Below are 19,365 nucleotides of genomic sequence, written 5' to 3' on the forward strand. Positions count from 1 at the left end.
CCGGTCGCGGGCAAGCGTCGTTTCGTCAGCACCCTTTCAAGCCCCCCCGCCCGACTCCCGCACTGTTGCCCCCGGATTCATTGACTTTGTAGTCACGAATCGACCTCCATGTTCTGAAACTACAAAATATGTAGTGAACGAAAGTAATCACTACAAAACCGTTGACGAGGCCTTTTGCCGACTGCATAGTGCAGGCGTCTCCCCGATCGGGAGAGCTGGCAAAAGTATTCCGGGCCCGTTCGACACAGCCGTCGAACAACCTCTGGATGTGTGCTGCCCACAAGGCAGATTGATGAAGCCGAACCGGCATGATCGACCCACCAGGCCGAGCGCTGGCGACACGTCCTCATGACACTTGTGGTCGACCACCCAGTCGCCCGTGTCTTCCAGGCGTCCGCCCTTCTCGCCCAGGTCCGATCTTCCCCTCTGACTTCATCAATACCCACACGTTTGCGGCCCGGCACCGGCTCTGTGTACCGACGGACCTTGCTTGTCAGCGTTTGGAAGGACTGCGAATCGACGGACGATTCGCCATTGCGTTTGAACTCACTCGATAGATTAACCAGTGGTCAAAAAGGGGTAACAACCATGAACCTGAACAACCAACCTACCATTGATCAATTGGCTCGACTGTTCGCCGCACGCAAGGATTCCCTTGATAGCCACATCCTCTGGGTGTGCGAGGAAGGCAACGTGCACATGGACGGCCTGGGTGCCTGCACCGAGGAAGAACAATTCGAGAGTCAGCATCCGCGCATGCGTGCCCGGCTGAAGATGTACCGCAAGGGCCACGGTTATGTCGGCAAGAAGGCCGCGGCGGACAAGCAGTTCCTCGGCCAGGTACTGGAAACCCTGAGCAGTGAATGGGGCGCCGTGCAGCAAGCGCCTGGCCTGCGCGTTATTGACAAGCTCTGCTGATTGAAACGCCGTTGCCTGCCTGTTTTCGATGGGCAGGCAACGGTGGTTTTTTTCGCGGCGCTGATCCCGTTGCAAGCCCCCGCCAACGCCCCCTCGTCCGCCTCCCCTGTTTACGTTGAACTTGGCATCGCCATCCTCTTCCAATGCAAGCGAGCCGCGTCGACGGTTCCGCATCAATCCATGGAACAGACAACGCCCGCGTGCGTAATTAAGGTGCCGTAATGGATCTGGACAAGCTCAGCAAACACGTCAAGGCCGGGGAAGTCACCGAGGTCAATCTGGTGTCGATCGAAGGTGGCTCGTACGCCATACATGCGCTCATGGACGGCAAGTCCAATGCCATCGCCAGCCCGGACGGCAAGGTGCTGCACGTGGCATCGGTCGACGAAGCGCGCAAATGCCTGTCGTCCCTTCAGGACGTGAAGCTGTTCATCGTGCACCCGGTGGTCTACGACGAAATGGTCGGGCAGCCGCACACCACACCCGAAGCGCCCCGCCAGCCTATTCCGTTCCGCTCGGGGAACTGACCTGAATGCGCGCCGGTTCCTGCTGGATGCACACGTTGCAGTAGGACCGGCTTCAGCCGGGAAGAGGCCAGTGAGACCACCCTCAATTCTGCGGCGTGACGACTGATGCCTTCCCGGCTAAAGCCGGTCCTACTGGGTGCATGGGGCAGTTATCGTCAATCACCCGCGAAAATCGATGACGATCCTCGACTGTACTTCGCCGTCACCCAACTCCCTGAACACCTGATTGATCTCGGCCAACGGCCGCAACTCGATGTCGGCGTTCACCTTGCCTTCGGCGGCGAAGGCCAAGGCTTCAGCCATGTCCTGCCGAGTGCCGACGAACGAGCCCCGCACGGTGATGCAATTGGCGACCACCTCGAACAGCGACAGCGGAAACTCGCCCGGTGGCAGCCCGACCAGCACGCAGGTGCCACATTTGCGCGTCATGCCCACCCCTTGTTTGAACGCCGCCAGCGAGGGCGCGGTGATCAGCACACCGTGCGCCCCGCCATCGGTGACGTCCCTGACGGCCTGCACCGGGTCACCCGCACGGGCGTTCACCACCGCGTCTGCACCCAGCCTGGTGGCATGGGCCAGTTTGCCGTCGTCGACGTCCACCGCGCACACGCGCAGGCCCATGGCTTTGGCGTACTGCACGGCCAAATGCCCTAAGCCGCCAATCCCCGAAATCACGATCCACTGACCCGGCCTGACATCGGCCTCCTTGATGCCTTTGTAGGTGGTGACCCCGGCGCAGATGATCGGCGCGGCTTCATGGGGCGCGAGCCCGGCCGGAATGTGCGCCACGTATTCAGGGTCGGCGAGAATGTATTCGGCGAACCCGCCATTGCGGGTATAGCCGCCGAACTCGGCGCTGGCGCACACGGTTTCCCACGCGCTCAGGCAGTACTCGCAGTGACCGCACGCTGAATACAGCCACGGCACGCCCACGCGATCACCCTCGCCCACACTGGTCACGCCAGCCCCCAGGGCCACCACGATGCCGATGCCTTCATGTCCCGGAATGAAGGGCAGCGACGGCTTCACCGGCCAGTCTCCCCGTGCCGCGTGCAAGTCGGTATGGCACACGCCACAGGCTTCAGTTTTGATCAGGATCTGCCCGGGGCCCGGCGTGGGAATGTCCCACTCGCGAAGCACCAGCGGGCTGCCGAATGCTTCTACAACTGCGGCCTTCATTTTGCCTTTCATAGAGTCTGCCTTCGCCTGAGACGGGCTAAGTTCGAGTAACGGGCGCGAATGATCAGTCATGGAATTGCCTCATGAGCCTCCCACGATCGCGATGGGCTTGGCGGTGGCTGACCTGAATCAACCGACGGCCAGTGTGCTCGCCTGAAGTGACCCGGTATTGATCTGGATCAACAAGTCCTGTTCATCGAGACGCAGCGCTATTGGGGGCAGACAAGAAGTCAGCTCAGAGGTGCAGGCGCTGAATGTCATGCAGCAAACACATCCCTTGTGGGAGTGAGCTTGCTCACGAAGGCGGCATTTCGGCCGCTGGAGAGACAGCGGATGCCCCCCGGCAAACCAGCGCCCATGACCGCTACGTCGACAGGCGCATCCATGCAGCGTTAAAACACCAGCTTGTACCCGATCGCCAGCAGCATCAGCGCCAGACACGGGCGCAGGATGGCGTCGGGGATGCGGCCGGTCAGGTGGCTGCCGATGTAGATGCCCGGCAGCGAGCCCATCAGCAGGTAGCCCAGCATCGACCAGTTCATGTTGCCCATGCTCGCGTGGCCGATACCGGCGATCAGGGTCAGGGGCACGGCGTGGGCGATTTCGGTGCCAACCAGGCGGCGTGTTTCGAGGAAGGGATAAAGCAGGAACAACGCCACCGTGCCGAGGGCGCCGGCGCCGATGGACGTCAGCGCGACCATGGTGCCGAGGATGACGCCGGTCAGCACCGTCAGCCCGTTCAGCATTCGGCTGCTGAGGCGATAACGATCCCCGGCGTGGCGCTGAGCAAACGCCAGCAGGCGCTTCTTGAAAAAGATAGCCAGCGCGGTCAGCAGCAGCACCACACCCAGCGCTTGTTTGATCACCTGATTCATCGCGTCCGGCGCGGTGTGCAGGCTGCTCAGAAACCACAGCGTCAGGCCGGCGGCCGGCACGCTGCCCAGAGTCAGCCAGCCGGTGATGCCCCAGTCAATGTTGTCGTTCTTTTTGTGAACCAGCACGCCGCCGCTTTTGGTGATGGCGGCGTACAGCAGGTCAGTGCCCACTGCGGTGGCGGGATTGATGCCAAACCACAGCAGGATCGGGGTCATCAGCGATCCACCGCCCACCCCCGTCATGCCTACGATGAAACCGACCACCAGCCCTGCGACGACGAAACCTGCGTTGCCAAAATCCATTGCTCTGCCTGACTGCACATTCAAAAGCCGGCGGGCAGGATAGCGATTTTTGCTCTAAGGACTGCTGTTTTTCTTATATCGCGCCTAGATCGAGACGTTCTATGGTTATAACCAAATGGGTTACGGGCACAGGGCTGCCGATTGAATCAAGGCTCGCCCTCCCAGTAATCCAGTGTCGCATCAGGACGCTGCACGGCCGCAAACGCACGTGCTCCGTTGATGGTGACCATCGCCTGATACTTGCCGGAGTCCGGGTATTCGCACACTTCCGGCGTCTCGCGGGTGCTGATGGATAAATACTTCAGCGGCGCGTTAGAGGTGTTGATGATCTGGTGGGGATACTCAGGCCCCGGCGGAATGAAGATCACATCGCCGCTGCGGATCGGGAGCATTTCACCCGCCACGCGCAAGGTGCCCTGCCCGTCCAGAATGACGAACATTTCTTCCTGAGCGTAATGAAAATGATAAGGGCACGAGCGCTTGCCGGGCGCGACGATGTCCATTGACGCGCCCAGTTTCTGCGCGGCGGTGCCGGTGCCCAGGCGGGCGGCATGGCTTTCGTACAGCGGGTCGCGGCGCTCGTGTTGCAGCGGCACTTCATTGAAATTGCGAATCAGCCGTGCGGCCAGTTCGCCGGGGTCATTGCTCATGCTCACTCCATCAGAAAAAGGCGGTGTCGATCACGGCTCGCAAAACAGCGGCTTAACGCAAGCCGCAGGCTTCAACGTGTCGCAACGATGAACAAGCGCGGGAACGGCAGCAGCACTGTGCCGTCGTCCAGCGCCGGGTAGGCCTGGCTGATCGCCTGCAAATAGGTGTCGAGAAAATCCTGCTGCGCCGCTTCGTCGAGCTGTTGCAGATAGGGCCGCAGCGCCGAACCCTTGAACCACTCGACCACTGCCCCATGCCCGCCGGCAAGCGGATGGTGATACGTGGTGCGCCAGACATCGACCTCGGCGCAATGCCCTTGCAGCAGTTCGAAGTAATAGGCGGCAGGGTGTCGGTCGGGGTGCTTGACGTCGCCAACCCTGCTCGCCCACTCCGCACTCGCCGCGATGTCACGGGCCAGACGATGGGCAGGCTCCTCAAGATTGTCCGGCGTCTGCACCGCCAGCACGCCACCCGGGTTGAGCAGGCTGACCAGCCGCGGGTACAGCGTCGCGTGGTCAGGCACCCATTGCAGCGACGCGTTGGCGAGAATCACGTCGTAAGTCTGTGCCGGATTCCAGCTGCCGATGTCGGCGAGTTCGAATGCAACATTCGGCAGCCGCTGACGGGCGTCGCGCAGCATGTCATCGGAGCTGTCCAGCCCCGTCACCAAGGCCTCCGGGAAACCCTCGGCCAGCACTTCGGTGGAATTGCCGGGACCGCAGCCGAGGTCGACGGCGGTGTGCACCGAGGCCAGAGGAATGGCGGCGACGAGGTCGCGGACCGGTCGGGTGCGTTGCTGCTCGAACATGGAATACTGCCTGGCGGACCAGCTCATCGTGCCTTCCTTCTGGGTGGACAGAGTGGCGAGAGTAGAACGCGCGGGCCGCGAGTACAAATAGGGTGAGCGATGAGCTGCAAGCTGCACGTGGTCGGCAGCAACAGCGGGTGTTCAGATCATGACTCGGCGGGTGAGATGACCGCCTGAGACCGGGTAGGACACGTACAGGCCTGAGTCCACTTGGGCTCTCGATCTTTGGGCGTGGGCGCGAACTGTGTGCGCGGCTGCAAGCAGGGTTTGCGCATCCAGTCCTCCATTGTTTACGGCATCGACGATGGCGCGCGAGATGTCGTCAAGCCCGGCCTCCGCCGACAGGAGCAACAGGTGCGCACCGGCATTCAGGGCGGCGACGGCGGTGTCGGCGATGCTGTTGCCGCGCAGGATGGAAACGGCGTCGAGGTCGTCGGACACGATCAGCCCTTCAAAACCCAACGCATCACTTAGCAGGCCGATGACCGCCGCTGAAGTGCTGGCAGACTGCTGCGGATCCAGCGCCGGGAACACCGCAGGCCCGGGCATGATTGCGCCAACGCCTGCGGCAATGACCTGCCTGAACACCTCCAGCCCGTCGCTGAGCGCGGCGGCGTTGTCGGGCACAGTAGCCCGCGCCACCGCCAGGTCGTGCTCGACCTGGTAATGACCCGGAAAGTGTTTGGCCGTGGCAATCACGCCGGCACGCTGCACACCCCGAATGAACGCACAGGCAATCCGCGCCACCTCGGCGGCATCGGGCCCGAGGTTGCGCTGGTGCAGCCAGGGGTTGACCCCGCTGACCACGTCCACAATCGGCGCCAGGAACAGATTGACGCCCATGACCCTGGCCGAGCTGGCCATTTCATAACAGCGCGACTCGATGTCGGCGGTGCTCATGTGGGTCAGTTCGGTCGAGCTCGGCATACCGGGCACCAGACCGTGCAAGCGCTGGATGCCGCCGAGCTCCTGATCCACGGCGATCAGCACCGGCGCCGCCGCACACAGTGCCGCCTCCCTGGCGATCGAGGAAAACTGCGCATCGGTTTGTTCCCGGCGGCGCTCGAAACTCATGCTTCGGGCCAGGTACTCATCACGCGTCTCACCCAGCAGGACCGACACCCCGCCAGCGTGTAAATGGCGGCGCACAGGTTCGTCCAGCGCCAGGCCGGCAATCGCCGGCATCAGGACTGACCGCGCAGCCCGTTGCAGTTCGTCGTGTGACATGTGTTCTCCGTCATTCAGGCAGTAACGAACGGGCACATGCTTAAGTGAGCGCTCGTTTTAGCTCACTCTATTAATGAATCGAGCAATATGCAAACAAATCGAGCAATAAGTTGCGATCGACTGAGCGAACCCATTGATCAGGATGACCCGTCTAGAAGCTCGGTGACCGCAGCGCAAGCCAGGCTTTAACCCGCGGTGAAATATTTCAAAGCGTGCGCTTTTCATTTGCACGCTTGCTGGTCAACATAGGCGCCCATCGACCCGATCGAATTGTTTTCGTTTTCTAATTCAGGATGAATTGATGCGCCGTTTATCACCGTACTCGTTACTGGGCTGCGCCATCGCCGTAGTGCTGGCCGGTTGCAGCTCTACGCCGAACAACCCGTCGTTTAATTTCGATACCGCAAAGACGCCATCTGACTATGCCAAATGCATCTACCCCAAGTGGCAGCAGATCAAGCCGGGCACGACCATGACCGAGAGCAAGGGTCACTACAAACTGCTGATCTCCGGCAAGATCGCCTCCGATGAAATTCTCGAGGTCTACAAAGGCAACCCCAATACCCGGGTTTTCCTGTACCAGCGCGCCCCGCTGTCGTCGGCCTTTGGCCGCAATGCATTGGAAAAAGCGGTCCGCGAATGCCTGTGACAACGGTTTGATCACGCTGCGCCGTTTCGTCGCACGGCGGTGATCCCGGCGCCCCAAATCCGGGGGCTCAGCCTTAGTCGTCGCCATCGACCTTCAGCCCGGCCACGCAATCGGGCTGAACTTTCGCTTTTCCGTTTCCCTCTGAAAGTGACACCGCCCGCTGATAGTGGGCGCAGTTCAGCACTTTTTATTTCAGAGGAAAGCGAAAACATGAGCAATCAACTGAACGGCAAGAAGGTTTTGATCATTACGTCCAACACCGGCATCGAGCGCGACGAACTGCTCAAGCCGCTGGAAGCGTTGAAGGGTCAGGGTGCTGCGGTGACCCACGCCTCCATCGAAGGCGGCACTGCGCAACTGTTCCTGAACGACACCGACAAAGACGCCGTCGTGACCTCCGACACCAAGCTGGCCGGCCTGTCTGCCAATGATTTCGATGCACTGGTCATCCCCGGCGGAACGGTCAACGCCGACACCCTGCGCCAGGACAGCGATGCCCAGAAGCTGGTCAAAGCATTCGCCGACGCCGGCAAGACCGTCGCGTCGATCTGCCACGGCCCATGGCTGCTGATCGATGCCGGCGTGATCAAAGGCAAAACCCTGACCTCTTACCCAAGTGTGCGCACTGACCTGGTCAATGCCGGCGCGGCCAATTGGGTTGATGCCGAGGTCAAGGAATGCCCGGCCAACGGCTGGACCCTGATCACCTCCCGCACGCCAGACGATCTGCCAGCGTTCAACGAGGCCATCGCCAAGGCGCTGCTGGCGGGCTGAAGCCTGATTCCCACTCCGTAGGGTCTCGCCATAACGCAAAGCCATCGACGCCGCTATTCAGCGGCGTCGTTGCGTCTGGGATATACCTAAACGCTGCCAGGCGAGTTGGTGGTCTTCGCAAACGAAAATACTTGAAACCAAATTTCCCTCGCTTCGGTCGACATCGAAGGACGCCGCGATCAGCGCAGGTGCCGAGACGAGACACTTCAATGATTGGAATTATTGTCCCCGCGCACAACGAAGAAGATTTCCTGGACGACTGCATCAAGTCGCTGATCGCCGCTTCTGTCCATGAAGACCTCCACGGCGAGCCTGTGGAAATCCTGATCATGCTCGATGACTGCTCCGATGCCTCGGCCGGGGTGGCAGCCGCTCACGGCGTCAGGACCCACGCATGTGCCTATCGCAACGTTGGTATGACCCGTGCCGAAGGCGTACGGCTGATGCTGGAACGTGGCGCGCGCTGGCTGGCGTTTACCGACGCCGACAGCGTCGTGCCCTATGCCTGGCTGGCGCATCAGGTCAGCCTGAAGGTGGATGCGGTGTGCGGCATTGTCGAAGTCGATGACTGGTCCGGCCATCCCGAGCATGTGCGCCAACGCTATGACGCGCTGTACCGCCCGGTGGATGACCATCGGCACATTCATGGCGCGAACCTGGGCGTCAGCGCGGATGCCTATCAGCGGGCCGGCGGTTTCAAGGCGCTGGCGGCCCATGAAGACGTGCATCTGGTCGCCGATCTGCAACGCATCGGTGCGTCCATCGCGTGGATTTCCGCGAACAGCGTCACCACCAGCGCACGAAAGGACTACCGGTGCAAGGAAGGCTTTGGGGATTATCTAAACTCACTGGCAGCGGCGTCGCTGTCGAGCTGATGGTTGCCGGGCGCACTCGCTAAAACCGCACAGCAGACCCTGCCTGTCGCCACCTTTGATCACTCAGTATCCAACGCCGGAATCCTTAATGCCGCCCATCGATCACCCTGCCAGCCCCGGCGACGAAACCCTCGGCGGGGGCATGCCCAGCGCCAGTGTCGCCATGCCCAAGAGCGGCAATTGGTTCAAGCGGCTGCTGGCGTTCACCGGCCCCGGCTATATGGTCGCCGTGGGCTACATGGATCCGGGCAATTGGGCGACGGACATCGCCGGCGGTTCGAAATTTGGTTACCTGCTGCTGTCGGTTATCTTGCTGTCGAATCTGATGGCCATCGTGTTGCAAGCGCTGTCGGCGCGTCTAGGGATCGTCACCGGTTGGGACTTGGCGCGAGCCTGCCGCGAGCGCTGCAGCCGGCCGGTGTGCATTGCCCTGTGGATTGCCTGCGAGATTGCGATCATCGCCTGCGACCTGGCCGAGGTGATCGGCACCGCCATTGCGCTGAACCTGCTGTTCGGCATCCCGCTCATATGGGGCGCGGTGATTTCGGCGGTCGATGTGTTTCTTATTTTTCTGCTCATGGGCCGCGGGTTTCGGGCGCTCGAGGCGTTTGTCATCGCACTGCTGCTGGTCATCTTCGGCTGCTTCGCGATCCAGATGGTGCTGGCCCAGCCTGATCTGGCGGAGCTGTTCGCCGGTTTCATTCCCAAGGCCGAGGTGGTCACCAATCCCGAGGCGCTGTACCTGGCAATCGGCATCATTGGCGCGACGGTGATGCCGCACAACTTGTACCTGCACTCCTCCATCGTGCAGACCCGCGCCTATCCGCGCACGGATGAAGGCCGGCGCATCGGCCTGCGCTGGGCAGTGACCGACAGCACCATCGCGCTGACCCTGGCGCTGTTCGTCAACGCGGCGATTCTCATTACAGCAGCGACGGTGTTTCACAAGGCCGGCAAAACCGACGTGGTGGAAATCGAACAGGCTTATCACTTGCTCTCGCCGATGCTGGGCGTGGGCATGGCGTCGATGCTGTTCGGCGTGGCGCTGCTGGCGTCGGGGATCAACTCCACGGTCACGGCGACCCTGGCCGGGCAGATCGTCATGGAAGGCTTTCTGCGTATGCGCCTGCCGGGCTGGATCCGCCGCCTGCTGACCCGTGGGATGGCGATCATTCCGGTGATTGTGGTGACCAGCATCTATGGGGCTCAGGGCACGGCTAAATTGCTGGTACTGAGTCAGGTCATCCTGTCGATGCAACTGCCCTTCGCTATCGTGCCGCTGGTGCGCTTCGTGTCGGACCGCAAGCTGATGGGCGATTTCGTGACCGGGCCCATTCTGACGACCCTGGCCTGGGGCATCGCGCTGTTGATCATCGTGCTGAACGTGGTGTTGCTGCTGGGGGCATTTGGGGATTGAAGCGTGTCCCACAGCGAGTACGGTCTTGTGGGAGCGACCGGGGTGGCGCTCCACCTTGCTCGCGAAGGCGCTGGTACATCCGCTGAATTTTCAGGGACCGGACTAAAGTCTTCGTGAGCAAGCTCACTCCCACAGGTTTTGCATTTCATGCAGATATGGGGTCAGGGCCGGAAACTGGATTTTGTGGGACTGTTCGGTCCCCATTGAGCATACGCGGTGCCTTTGTGGGACTGGCTTTAGCCGGGAAGACGCTGGGTCAAGCACCCTCTTTTCTGCGGCGTGGCGCCTGACGCTTTCCCGGCTGAAGCCGGTCCCACGGTGGATACGCGGTGCCTTTGTGGGACCGGCTTTAGCCGGGAAGACGCCGGTTCGAACACCATCAATTCTGCGGCGTGGCACCTGAGGCCTTACCGGCTGAAGCCGGTCCTACGAGAGGTACGCAGATAAGCGCTCCTGCTTAATGCGGCATTCCGTGGTCATGGGCCATGTCCCTCGGTGCTGTCGCGGCGCGGGCCGGGGCGCTGACATTCACGACTTCGGTCTCGCCCTTTGCATTCTTCACGGTCAGGGTCAGTGGCACCTGGTCGCCCTCTTTGATCTGGCCGTTCAGCCCCATGAGCATGACGTGGTAGCCATCGGGGTCCAGCGCCACGGTCTCGCCCGCAGGCAGCGGCACAGCGTCGACCGGGCCCATGCGCATGACGTCGTTGGTCATGCTCATCTCGTGGATCTGCACGTCCTTCGCCACCGGCGAGCTGACGCTGAGCAGCGTGCTGTCGGTGTCGGCGGTGATGTGCATGAAGGCACCGGATGAAGGCTGCCCGGCCACCGTTGCACGCACCCACGGATCCTCGACCCGCGTCTGCGCAACCGCACTCAGGCTGACGCCGGCCAACAGAGAGACAAGCAACGAGCGCGAAACAGCATTCAACAAAGCATTCATCAGCAGACTTCCATGACAGTGAGCAAATCTTCCGCGCATTGCTTGGCGGAAAGCGAAGGCGACAGCCCCAGGCGCAGATTGCCCCTAGAGTCGAACACGAAGCTGGTGGCGGTGTGGGACATGGTGTAGGTGTTCCCCGCCGGGACCTTTTCGTAGAACACGCCGAATTCTTTGGCGACGTGGGCGGTCTCTTCCAGCGTGCCGCGCAGGGCAACGAACGTCGGATCGAACTGTTTGACGTAGGCGTCGAGAATCTGCGGCGTGTCGCGCTCGGGGTCGACGGTGATGAAGATCACCTGCAGCGTCTTGCCGTCCTCGCCCATCATCTTTTTGATCTGCGCAGCGCGGGCCAGCGCCGTGGGGCACACCGCCGGGCACTGGGTGAAGCCGAAAAACACCATCGGCATCAACCCGCGATAACTCGACAGGGTTTTGACCTCACCGTCGGTGTCGGTCAACTTGAAGGTCCGGCCCATGATCTTGTTGCTCAGATCTTTGCCATACTTGAAATCCAGCGCAGTGGTCGAACCGTCACAGCCGGCCAGCAGGCCCAGCCCCAACAGGCCCATGCCGGTGACCACCTGACGGCGGGTCAGAAACTCATTCATCTGGCGAACTCTCGAAAGCAGCGGCTGGCGCCAACGCCAACCCTTTTTTCGTCCACCTCGCCGGGCGCAGGCGTTGATTGGCAGTCGCACTGCAGCAGCGAGGGACGAAGCGAAAAAAAACAGGTGCCCGACAGTGTCGCGCAAAACCGGCTTGAATAGGTTACGAGCGGATTTTACGCAGGCCATCCGACGACGCTGCACGCCTTGGCCCCCAAGGGTCGGGAAACGCCCACTGCGACAAAACCGCGCACCTGACTGCAAGGCGCCGATCACCACCCTCTTAAGTGCTCCCTGCCAGAGGCAACAGAACCGGCTGGCAGAAGAAATGTTTGAACCCCGCCCCGCTGGCGCTGCCGAATTCCATCAGCAGGCCGCGCAAGCGCGCCAGGCAAAAGCCCGCGCACCTCGCGTCGGCGTCAACGGGTCGGAGACAGTCAGACATGCGGGACGATGCAAAAGGACTTGAATCACTGCTGGCGGATTTCGCCCACCGTGACAATCCCCACGTGCCGGACGCGCCCCTGCGTCACGCCATGCAGCGCTGCCTCGACAGCGGACTCGATCAACTGCCGTTGCCCGGCAGCGGTCGGACCCTGGAACGCTGGCGGCAATTGGCAACGGTGGCGGGCCTCGATCTGGCGCTGCTCAAACTCTACGAGGGCCATACCGACGCCCTTGCCATTCTGAAAGAGCTTGGCGCCGCGCCTTTCGAAGCACCCGGCATCTGGGGCGTGTGGGCCGCCGAACCGCCCGACGCCAAGGTCGGCGTCAGCCAGCGCCACGGCGACAAGGTCCGCCTCAACGGCCGCAAGGCCTGGTGCTCCGGCGCCCAACAGCTGGATTACGCCCTGCTCACCGCCTGGGCCAGCGACGAGGCGCCGCAACTGGTGGCCGTCGATTTGAAGCAGCCGGGCGTGCGCTTCAGCAGCGAGACCTGGCAGGCCGTGGGCATGGCCGTTACCGCCAGCGGCGACGTGCACTTCGACGGCGCGGTCGGCATTTGCGTGGGCAACAACGGCGACTATCTGACCCGGCCAGGGTTCTGGCAAGGCGGCGCCGGGATCGCTGCCGCCTGGTACGGCGCGGCAGTGGCGCTGGCGAAAAGCTTGCGCACGCACCGACACCACGGACGGCCAGAACCCCACGCCGACGCCCATCTGGGCAGCGTGGATGCAGCGCTGTGTGGCGCGGCGGCGGCCTTGCGCGAATGCGCGTCATGGATCGACGCCCATCCGCAAGACGACGCGAGCCTGAAGGTGCAGCGCCTGCGTGCCCAGGTCGAAATAGCGGTTGAACACGTGTGCCGACATGTCGGCCGGGCGCTGGGCGCAACACCGTTCTGCCGCGATCCGCACTTTGCGCGGCTGGCCGCCGACCTGCAGGTGTTTATCCGACAAAGCCACGCCGAGCGAGACCTGGCGCACCTGGGCCAGCGAGTCGCCACGGTCGAACCCGAGGATTGGTCCCTATGAACGAAGCACAGCCATTCGGCGTCAGCGGGACACCGTTGAGCGCCTGGCAGAACAGCGTGGCGTTGCGCGGCGTGCGCCCGATCACCCTGGAAGAACTGGTTCCACCCGGCTCACGCCTGATCGTGCTCGCGCCGCATCCCGACGACGAGGTGCTGACCTGCGGCGGACTGCTCTCAGCGATGGCCCAGCGGCAGAACGATGTGCACCTGGTTGCCGTCACCGACGGCGAAGGCAGCCATCCGCACTCGCCGCTGTGGCCCATGCAACGCCTGCGCACCGAGCGTCGGCGGGAAAGCCAGCAAGCCGTCGCGCACCTGGGCCTGGACGTGTCGAGGTTGTCCTGGCAACGGCTCGGCATGGGCGATGGTCAGGTTGCCGAGCATGCCGAGTCATTGATTGCGCTGCTCAGCGAAGACCTGCGTCCCTCGGATGTGTTGCTGACAACCTGGCGCCACGACGGCCACTGCGACCACGAATCCGTGGGCCATTGCGCGGCCCAGGCGGCGGCCAACACCGGCGCGACACTGGTGGAAATTCCAGTCTGGGCCTGGCATTGGGCGGAACCGAATGACCCGCGCATCCCTTGGGAACAGGCCCGCAAATTCTGGCTCAGCGATGAGCAACTGCGGCGCAAGCGCGACGCCATCGGTGCTCACTTGAGTCAGCTGGAAAACGACCCGAGCACCGGCGCGCCCGCGGTGCTGAACCCGCAAACGCTGGAGCGTCTGCTGCAACCCTTCGAACTGGTGTTTCTGTGAGCATTACAGGTGAGTATTTCGACGAACTGTTCGCCAGCAGTGACGACCCCTGGGCCTTTCGCACGCGTTGGTACGAGCATCGCAAACGCGATCTGACCCTTGCTGCCCTGCCGCGTCAGCGCTACGCGCGCATCTTCGAGCCGGGCTGCGCCAATGGCGAATTGAGCCTGCGCCTGGCCGAACGGTGCGACGCATTGTTGTGCATGGACCTCAGCCCCCGGGCCGTCACCCTGGCCCGCGATCGCCTGAGTGCGCACGCCCACGTGCAAGTGCTGGAAGGTTGTCTGCCCCAGGACTGGCCTGCCGGGCAATTCGATCTGGTGGTGATCAGCGAATGGGCCTATTACCTGACGCCGGATGCCTTTGGCGAGATCATCGAGCGCATTCGTGAAAGCCTCACGCCCGATGGCGCGGTGCTGGCGTGCCACTGGCTGCACCCCATCGAAGGCTGCCCCATGGAGGGACGCGAAGTGCATCAGGTCCTCGCGCGGCACTTGGCGATGGAGCGCACGCTGCATCACGCCGAGCGGGATTTCCTGCTGGAAATGTGGAGCAAGGACTCGCGCGGAATCGACCTCAACGAGGCCGTTCGCTGATTCGGGCGTCAAACAATCTGCGGGCCGATGAAGGCCTGCGCCCCTGACTCGCCCAGCAGTCCGTTGACGAACAGGCGCGCCTGCCGGGTCAGTTGGTCAATGTGTCGATCGCGCTGTTTTTCCGCATCGGTCATCGCACGCTTGCCGTGCTGCTTCAACAGATAGCTGTGGATCTGCCGCACTTCCAGTGAGTTGTAGATCGGCGCGATGTCCAGCACGGCCAACAAGCCGTCGGTTTGCTGATCGCGGGTGTTCATCAACACCTGCGGCCCGCGTGCTCCCAGCACCTGAAAGCCCAGCGCCTCGAACACCGGCACTTTCGCAACGAAGCACGCCAGCTCGGCATGGGGATAGCGTTCGGTCATTTTCTCCAGCATGGCCCTCGCCACGCCCTGACGACGGCGCGCCGTCTGCACTGCCATGTATGCCACGGCGCACGCCTGCGGGTCCTGTTGAACCGGCAGATAGAGCAAGAAGCCGATGACGACCGAAGGATCCTCGGCATCCAGCGCCACAATCAATTCCACCGCAATCCCCCGCGATCCGTCCATCGCCTGCACGTACTGATGCACCTCATGGCCGACGCCGTATTGATACAGCGGGTACAACGGATTGCTCGGGGCGATGGCGACCATGCTGAGCTCGGTGACGTAGTCGATCACCATCTGCATGATCTGGCTCTTGATCGATTCCGGCGGCGTGGCGTCGAGGCGCATGACGGTAAACGTGGGGCTGGGCATTGTGATTCTGAATCCGGGGTCGGGCGGTGGGTTCGAGCCGTGCATGATACCCGCGCACTGCCTCAATTATCGAACCCTGCCGCTAATGCGAAGCCCAGTGGGACAGTTTGCGCTGGACGTCAGCGGCACCTGCCAGACACTGGCTGGCGGAGTGACCCGGTGCGCTGCGTTCCAGCGTGGTGACCGGCCTGCCGGGAGGGGAATAAATGGTGATCTGCCGTGCCCCCACAGGCTGAAATTCGATGCGGGTGCCGTCTTCCAGATACAGCGCCTCATCGGCGTATTTTCCGTCCATCGCGTGGTAATAAGGCGGAGCGCTCAAGCAGGTGCGCAGGTCGCCGTCGTCGAAGATTTCCACGTAGAACGTGCCGCCGGCATGGGGGCCGGCCCAGAGTCCGGTAAGGTGCTCGGGTGGGGAAGACGCGCTCACGGAGGTGTAATCCACTAACGACAGTCCGGTTGTTTTGGTATCACTGGCGGTGCCAGTGCAGCCAGACGCGCACAACACAAACGCCGCACATACTAGCGTTAGTGTGGTTCGCGCTCTGCTAAAACGTTTATGCATAGCGAACTTACTTCCAGCTTGTTGTTGACTCGCAGGCTTGATGGAAGTGCAAAGACTTCACTCGTTCATGCGCCTGCTGTAACAAAGTTAGGTGGGGCTGTTTCCGACTCTAGTCTGCCCCCACAACCCCCGCAACTTTGAGCGATGGGATGCACCGGCGCGTGCATGACCTGGCCCCTCTCCAACGCACTCTGTAGCCGCCTTTCCGCCCTCGTCATCGTGAGCCGATCACGCCCAACGCCGCGCCGTTCGCCATCTGAATGCTTTTCCCCGTGATCAGATTGCAAACACGGCCTATGCTTCGAAAGAGTGGATGGTCAGTGGCGCTGAAAATTTTATCCAGACTCCAGGTTCCGGAGTTGAACCCCCTATACGGCGCACAGTCCATGCACTACATCCCAAGGGGGAACATCGATGAATGACTTATCAAAAGCTTCAGGGCTGAGGCGTTTTACTTCCATCATTGCAGGCATCTTTGCTCTGTTTCTGGTGGTTGGCGGTATCTGGCTGCTCTCATTGGGCGGCTCTTTTTATTATCTGTTCCTGGGCGTCGCGCTACTGGTGTTCGCCGTCCTGTTGTGGCGACGTTCCGCTGCATCGCTCTGGCTCTACGGCGCGCTGATGCTGATCACCGTGGTCTGGGGCCTGTGGGAAGCCGGCACGGATTTCTGGGCGCTGGTACCGCGTTTCGACATCCTCGGGGTGTTGGGTCTGTGGCTGCTGATCCCGGGGGTCACTCGTGACATTCCGGAGCGTCTGAAGCCAGGCAAAACCTTTTTATCCGCGACATTGGCCCTGGCGATTGTGGTGATGGTTTATTCCATCTTCAACGACCCGCAGGAAATCAACGGCAGCATGGCGACGGCGCAACCCACGCAGCATCAGCCTGTCGAAGGCATCGCCAACGGCGACTGGCCTGCTTACGGCCGCACGCAGTCGGGCACGCGTTATTCCCCGCTGACTCAGATCAACGAAGGCAACGTTAAAGACCTTCAGGTGGCCTGGACCTTCAACAGCGGCGAATCGAAAACCGCCAACGACTCCGGCGAGACCACCAACGAGCTGACGCCGATCAAGGTTGGCGACAACATGTACATCTGCACCACCCACCAGATCCTCGTGGCGCTGGACCCGGCCACCGGTAAAGAGAAGTGGAGATTCGATCCCAAGCTCAAATCCGATCCGTCCTTCCAGCACCTGACCTGCCGTGGCGTCGCGTACTTCGATCAGGCTGACACCACTCAGTTTGCAAAAAGCCTGGAAGGCACCCAACCGGTCGCCACCAGTTGCCCGCGCAAGGTGTTCCTGCCGGTCAACGACGGTCGTCTGTTCGCCATCAACGCCGACACCGGCGCACCGTGCGCCGACTTCGCCAAAAACGGCGAGCTGGACCTGCTGCACTTGCAGCCCTACCCGTATCCGGGCGGCCTCGAACCCACCTCCCCGCCTGTCGTGACCGGCACCACCGTGATCATCGGCGGTTCGGTGACCGATAACCTGTCGGTGCACGAGCCATCCGGCGCGATCCGTGGCTACGACGTCAACACCGGCGCGTTGAAGTGGATCTTCGACACCGGTGCCGAAGACCCGAACGCGATTCCGGGCGATGGCAAAACCCTGGTCAACAACTCGCCGAACGCCTGGGCTCCGCTGGCCTATGACGCGAAAACCGACGTGGTCTACGTGCCAACCGGTAACCCGACGCCCGACATCTGGGGCGGCAACCGCACCCCGGTGATGGAGCGTTACGCCAGCTCGATCGTCGCGATGAACGGCTCCACCGGCAAACTGGTGTGGAGCTTCCAGACCACTCACCACGACTTGTGGGACATGGACGTACCGGCCCAGCCTACCCTGGCTGACGTGAAAACCGGCAGCGGCGAAGCCGTCCCTGCGGTGTACGTGCCGACCAAAGCCGGCAACCTGTTCGTGCTGGACCGTCGCGATGGCAAGCCGATCGTGCCCGTCCATGAAATGCAGGTGCCTGCCGGTGAAGCGGCGCCAGGCGATCGGGTGAGCCCGACCCAGCCGCGCTCGGACCTCAATCTGACGTCCGTTCAAACCCTTTCCGACAAGGAGATGTGGGGCGCGACGATGTTTGACCAGCTGGTCTGCCGCGTGATCTTCAAGCAGCTGTCCTACAACGGCCAGTACACGCCGCCATCCGAGCAAGGCACGCTGGTGTTCCCGGGCAACCTGGGTGTCTTCGAATGGGGCGGTATCTCGGTGAACGCTGACCGTCAGGTCGCGCTGATGAACCCGATGGCCCTGCCGTTCGTGTCCAAGCTGATTCCCCGTGGCCCGAACAACCCGCTGTGGCCTAAAGAAGGTGCCACCGGCAGCGGTACCGAAATGGGCATTCAGCCTCAGTACGGCGTGCCTTACGGCGTCGAAATCAACGCCTTCCTGTCGCCACTCGGCCTGCCGTGCAAAGAGCCGGCGTGGGGCTATGTGGCCGGCGTCGACATGAAGACCCACGACGTGGTCTGGCGCAAACGCATCGGCACCATCCGCGACAGCCTTAAGGGCATCCAGCTGCCGCCGCTGAAAATCGGTGTGCCAATGCTGGGTGGTCCGATTTCCACGGCCGGCAACCTGATGTTCATCGCCGGTACGCAGGACAACTACCTGCGCGCCTTCAACGTCACCAACGGCGACCTGCTATGGGAAGCGCGCTTGCCAGCGGGCGGTCAGGCCACGCCGATGACCTATGAGAGCAATGGCAAGCAGTACATTGTGATCATGGCCGGCGGGCATGGCTCGTTTGGTACGAGGATGGGCGACTCGCTGATCGCCTACGCCCTGCCGTCGAAGTAATCAGCGGCTGAGCGGCAACAAAAAGCCCGAGTGATCGGGCTTTTTGTTGTTTGTGATTCAAGTCATGGGCTGGCCATTTCTGGCGAACGCCGATGGCTTACTCGGTCTTGATCACACCCGTCATCGCCGTATAACGACTCTGCGGATTCTTGAGCTTGTTGAGCACCTCATCCGGCGTGGACTCACGGAACACCACCATGTGCCCTACCTCCTCGCCGCCCTCAGTGACCCGCTCGATGTCGTTGATCATCCAGGTTTTCAGCTCTCCCACACTGATGCCCAGTTGCTCGGCGACCTGACCGTGGAAGCGCTCTGCGTCGTATTGATTGAATTCGTCGTGGTTCATGGCCTTGGCCTCCTTTAGCGGTGTAAGTCTGAGGCCGCAAGTGGCGCGCACAGTTCAGTCGACGTGGACGCGCGGTGCCAAGCACCGGCATCGGCAGAAGACCGAGGGCGCACGAACCGGCCCCTTCCCGGCTAAAGCTGGTCTCACTAAAAGCATCACGCTCGACTTGTAGGACTGGCTTCAGCCGGGAAAGCGTCGGGCGTTACACCGCAAGATTGAGAGTGTTAACACCGGCCCCTTCCCGGCTGAACCCGGTCCCACGAAAAGCAATGCAGTCCACTGGATCACCGCGGACTGATAGTGGGACCGGCTTCAGC

At 62.0% G+C, this 19,365-nt stretch carries 20 protein-coding genes; 10 read left to right on the plus strand and 10 right to left on the minus strand.

What is annotated here, in order from left to right; genetic code table 11:
- Positions 1-588 precede the first annotated feature (588 nt).
- Positions 589-918, plus strand: coding sequence for a hypothetical protein (locus tag QMX88_RS23780; RefSeq protein WP_282372688.1), 330 nt, complete (start codon positions 589-591; stop codon positions 916-918).
- Between the two features lie 221 nt (positions 919-1,139).
- Entirely contained in the window at positions 1,140-1,445 is a 306-nt protein-coding gene (locus QMX88_RS23785) for a DUF6482 family protein (RefSeq protein WP_282372689.1), read from the plus strand.
- A gap of 159 nt (positions 1,446-1,604) precedes the next feature.
- On the opposite strand, the gene adhP is transcribed toward QMX88_RS23785, so the two are convergent.
- From adhP to QMX88_RS23810, 5 genes are all read right to left on the minus strand, one after another.
- The gene (gene adhP, locus QMX88_RS23790; protein WP_282372690.1) at positions 1,605-2,636 is read right to left on the minus strand and encodes an alcohol dehydrogenase AdhP; all 1,032 of its coding nucleotides are present in this window, start codon (positions 2,634-2,636) and stop codon (positions 1,605-1,607) included.
- A 380-nt stretch (positions 2,637-3,016) separates the two neighbouring features.
- Positions 3,017-3,802 carry a sulfite exporter TauE/SafE family protein gene (locus tag QMX88_RS23795; RefSeq protein ID WP_282372691.1) on the minus strand — a complete coding sequence of 262 codons (786 nt, stop codon included), beginning with the start codon at positions 3,800-3,802 and terminating at the stop codon, positions 3,017-3,019.
- Positions 3,803-3,948: 146 nt separating this feature from the next.
- Positions 3,949-4,452: a cupin domain-containing protein gene (locus QMX88_RS23800; protein ID WP_282372692.1), complete on the minus strand. Its 504-nt coding sequence runs from the start codon at positions 4,450-4,452 to the stop codon at positions 3,949-3,951.
- A gap of 71 nt (positions 4,453-4,523) precedes the next feature.
- Positions 4,524-5,288, minus strand: a complete 765-nt coding sequence (gene tam / locus QMX88_RS23805) for a trans-aconitate 2-methyltransferase (protein WP_282372693.1) — start codon at positions 5,286-5,288, stop codon at positions 4,524-4,526.
- Between the two features lie 114 nt (positions 5,289-5,402).
- Positions 5,403-6,488, minus strand: coding sequence for a glycoside hydrolase family 3 N-terminal domain-containing protein (locus tag QMX88_RS23810; RefSeq protein ID WP_282372694.1), 1,086 nt, complete (start codon positions 6,486-6,488; stop codon positions 5,403-5,405).
- A gap of 301 nt (positions 6,489-6,789) precedes the next feature.
- Here QMX88_RS23810 and QMX88_RS23815 point away from each other — a divergent pair, with 301 nt between their 5' ends.
- The 4 genes from QMX88_RS23815 (at position 6,790) to QMX88_RS23830 (ending at position 10,203) form a co-directional block, all read left to right on the plus strand.
- Complete coding sequence (locus tag QMX88_RS23815; protein ID WP_192172137.1) at positions 6,790-7,137, plus strand: hypothetical protein; 348 nt, start codon at positions 6,790-6,792, stop codon at positions 7,135-7,137.
- A 210-nt stretch (positions 7,138-7,347) separates the two neighbouring features.
- Positions 7,348-7,911, plus strand: a complete 564-nt coding sequence (locus QMX88_RS23820; RefSeq protein WP_192172138.1) for a type 1 glutamine amidotransferase domain-containing protein — start codon at positions 7,348-7,350, stop codon at positions 7,909-7,911.
- Positions 7,912-8,120: 209 nt separating this feature from the next.
- Positions 8,121-8,786 carry a glycosyltransferase gene (locus QMX88_RS23825; RefSeq protein ID WP_282372695.1) on the plus strand — a complete coding sequence of 222 codons (666 nt, stop codon included), beginning with the start codon at positions 8,121-8,123 and terminating at the stop codon, positions 8,784-8,786.
- A 142-nt stretch (positions 8,787-8,928) separates the two neighbouring features.
- The gene (locus QMX88_RS23830) at positions 8,929-10,203 is read left to right on the plus strand and encodes an Nramp family divalent metal transporter (protein ID WP_282372702.1); all 1,275 of its coding nucleotides are present in this window, start codon (positions 8,929-8,931) and stop codon (positions 10,201-10,203) included.
- A 457-nt stretch (positions 10,204-10,660) separates the two neighbouring features.
- Here QMX88_RS23830 and QMX88_RS23835 read toward each other — a convergent pair whose 3' ends face one another.
- Both QMX88_RS23835 and QMX88_RS23840 read right to left on the minus strand, forming a co-directional pair.
- On the minus strand, positions 10,661-11,146 hold the full coding sequence (locus QMX88_RS23835) for a copper chaperone PCu(A)C (RefSeq protein ID WP_282372696.1): 486 nt from the start codon (positions 11,144-11,146) through the stop codon (positions 10,661-10,663).
- The gene (locus tag QMX88_RS23840; RefSeq protein ID WP_192172142.1) at positions 11,146-11,754 is read right to left on the minus strand and encodes an SCO family protein; all 609 of its coding nucleotides are present in this window, start codon (positions 11,752-11,754) and stop codon (positions 11,146-11,148) included. Before QMX88_RS23840 ends, QMX88_RS23835 begins: the two co-directional genes overlap by 1 nt.
- A gap of 440 nt (positions 11,755-12,194) precedes the next feature.
- Between QMX88_RS23840 and QMX88_RS23845 the strand changes: the two genes are divergently transcribed.
- Genes QMX88_RS23845 through QMX88_RS23855 form a run of 3 tightly spaced genes read left to right on the plus strand, consistent with a single transcriptional unit; the run spans position 12,195 to position 14,580 of the window.
- Positions 12,195-13,226: an acyl-CoA dehydrogenase family protein gene (locus tag QMX88_RS23845; RefSeq protein ID WP_282372697.1), complete on the plus strand. Its 1,032-nt coding sequence runs from the start codon at positions 12,195-12,197 to the stop codon at positions 13,224-13,226.
- Positions 13,223-13,984: a PIG-L deacetylase family protein gene (locus tag QMX88_RS23850; RefSeq protein ID WP_282372698.1), complete on the plus strand. Its 762-nt coding sequence runs from the start codon at positions 13,223-13,225 to the stop codon at positions 13,982-13,984. The genes QMX88_RS23845 and QMX88_RS23850 overlap by 4 nt, the downstream gene beginning before the upstream one ends.
- Complete coding sequence (locus tag QMX88_RS23855) at positions 13,981-14,580, plus strand: class I SAM-dependent methyltransferase (protein ID WP_192172145.1); 600 nt, start codon at positions 13,981-13,983, stop codon at positions 14,578-14,580. The genes QMX88_RS23850 and QMX88_RS23855 overlap by 4 nt, the downstream gene beginning before the upstream one ends.
- A gap of 8 nt (positions 14,581-14,588) precedes the next feature.
- Here QMX88_RS23855 and QMX88_RS23860 read toward each other — a convergent pair whose 3' ends face one another.
- On the minus strand, positions 14,589-15,320 hold the full coding sequence (locus QMX88_RS23860) for a GNAT family N-acetyltransferase (RefSeq protein WP_282372699.1): 732 nt from the start codon (positions 15,318-15,320) through the stop codon (positions 14,589-14,591).
- Between the two features lie 82 nt (positions 15,321-15,402).
- A complete protein-coding gene (locus tag QMX88_RS23865; protein ID WP_192172147.1) occupies positions 15,403-15,750 on the minus strand; it encodes a hypothetical protein in 348 nt (115 codons plus the stop codon).
- A 549-nt stretch (positions 15,751-16,299) separates the two neighbouring features.
- Between QMX88_RS23865 and QMX88_RS23870 the strand changes: the two genes are divergently transcribed.
- Entirely contained in the window at positions 16,300-18,702 is a 2,403-nt protein-coding gene (locus tag QMX88_RS23870) for a glucose/quinate/shikimate family membrane-bound PQQ-dependent dehydrogenase (protein ID WP_282372700.1), read from the plus strand.
- Positions 18,703-18,799: 97 nt separating this feature from the next.
- On the opposite strand, the gene QMX88_RS23875 is transcribed toward QMX88_RS23870, so the two are convergent.
- Complete coding sequence (locus QMX88_RS23875; protein WP_282372701.1) at positions 18,800-19,048, minus strand: hypothetical protein; 249 nt, start codon at positions 19,046-19,048, stop codon at positions 18,800-18,802.
- Positions 19,049-19,365: the final 317 nt, after the last annotated feature.

It is taken from the genome of Pseudomonas sp. PS02290, from assembly GCF_029960075.1.
Lineage (GTDB): Bacteria > Pseudomonadota > Gammaproteobacteria > Pseudomonadales > Pseudomonadaceae > Aquipseudomonas.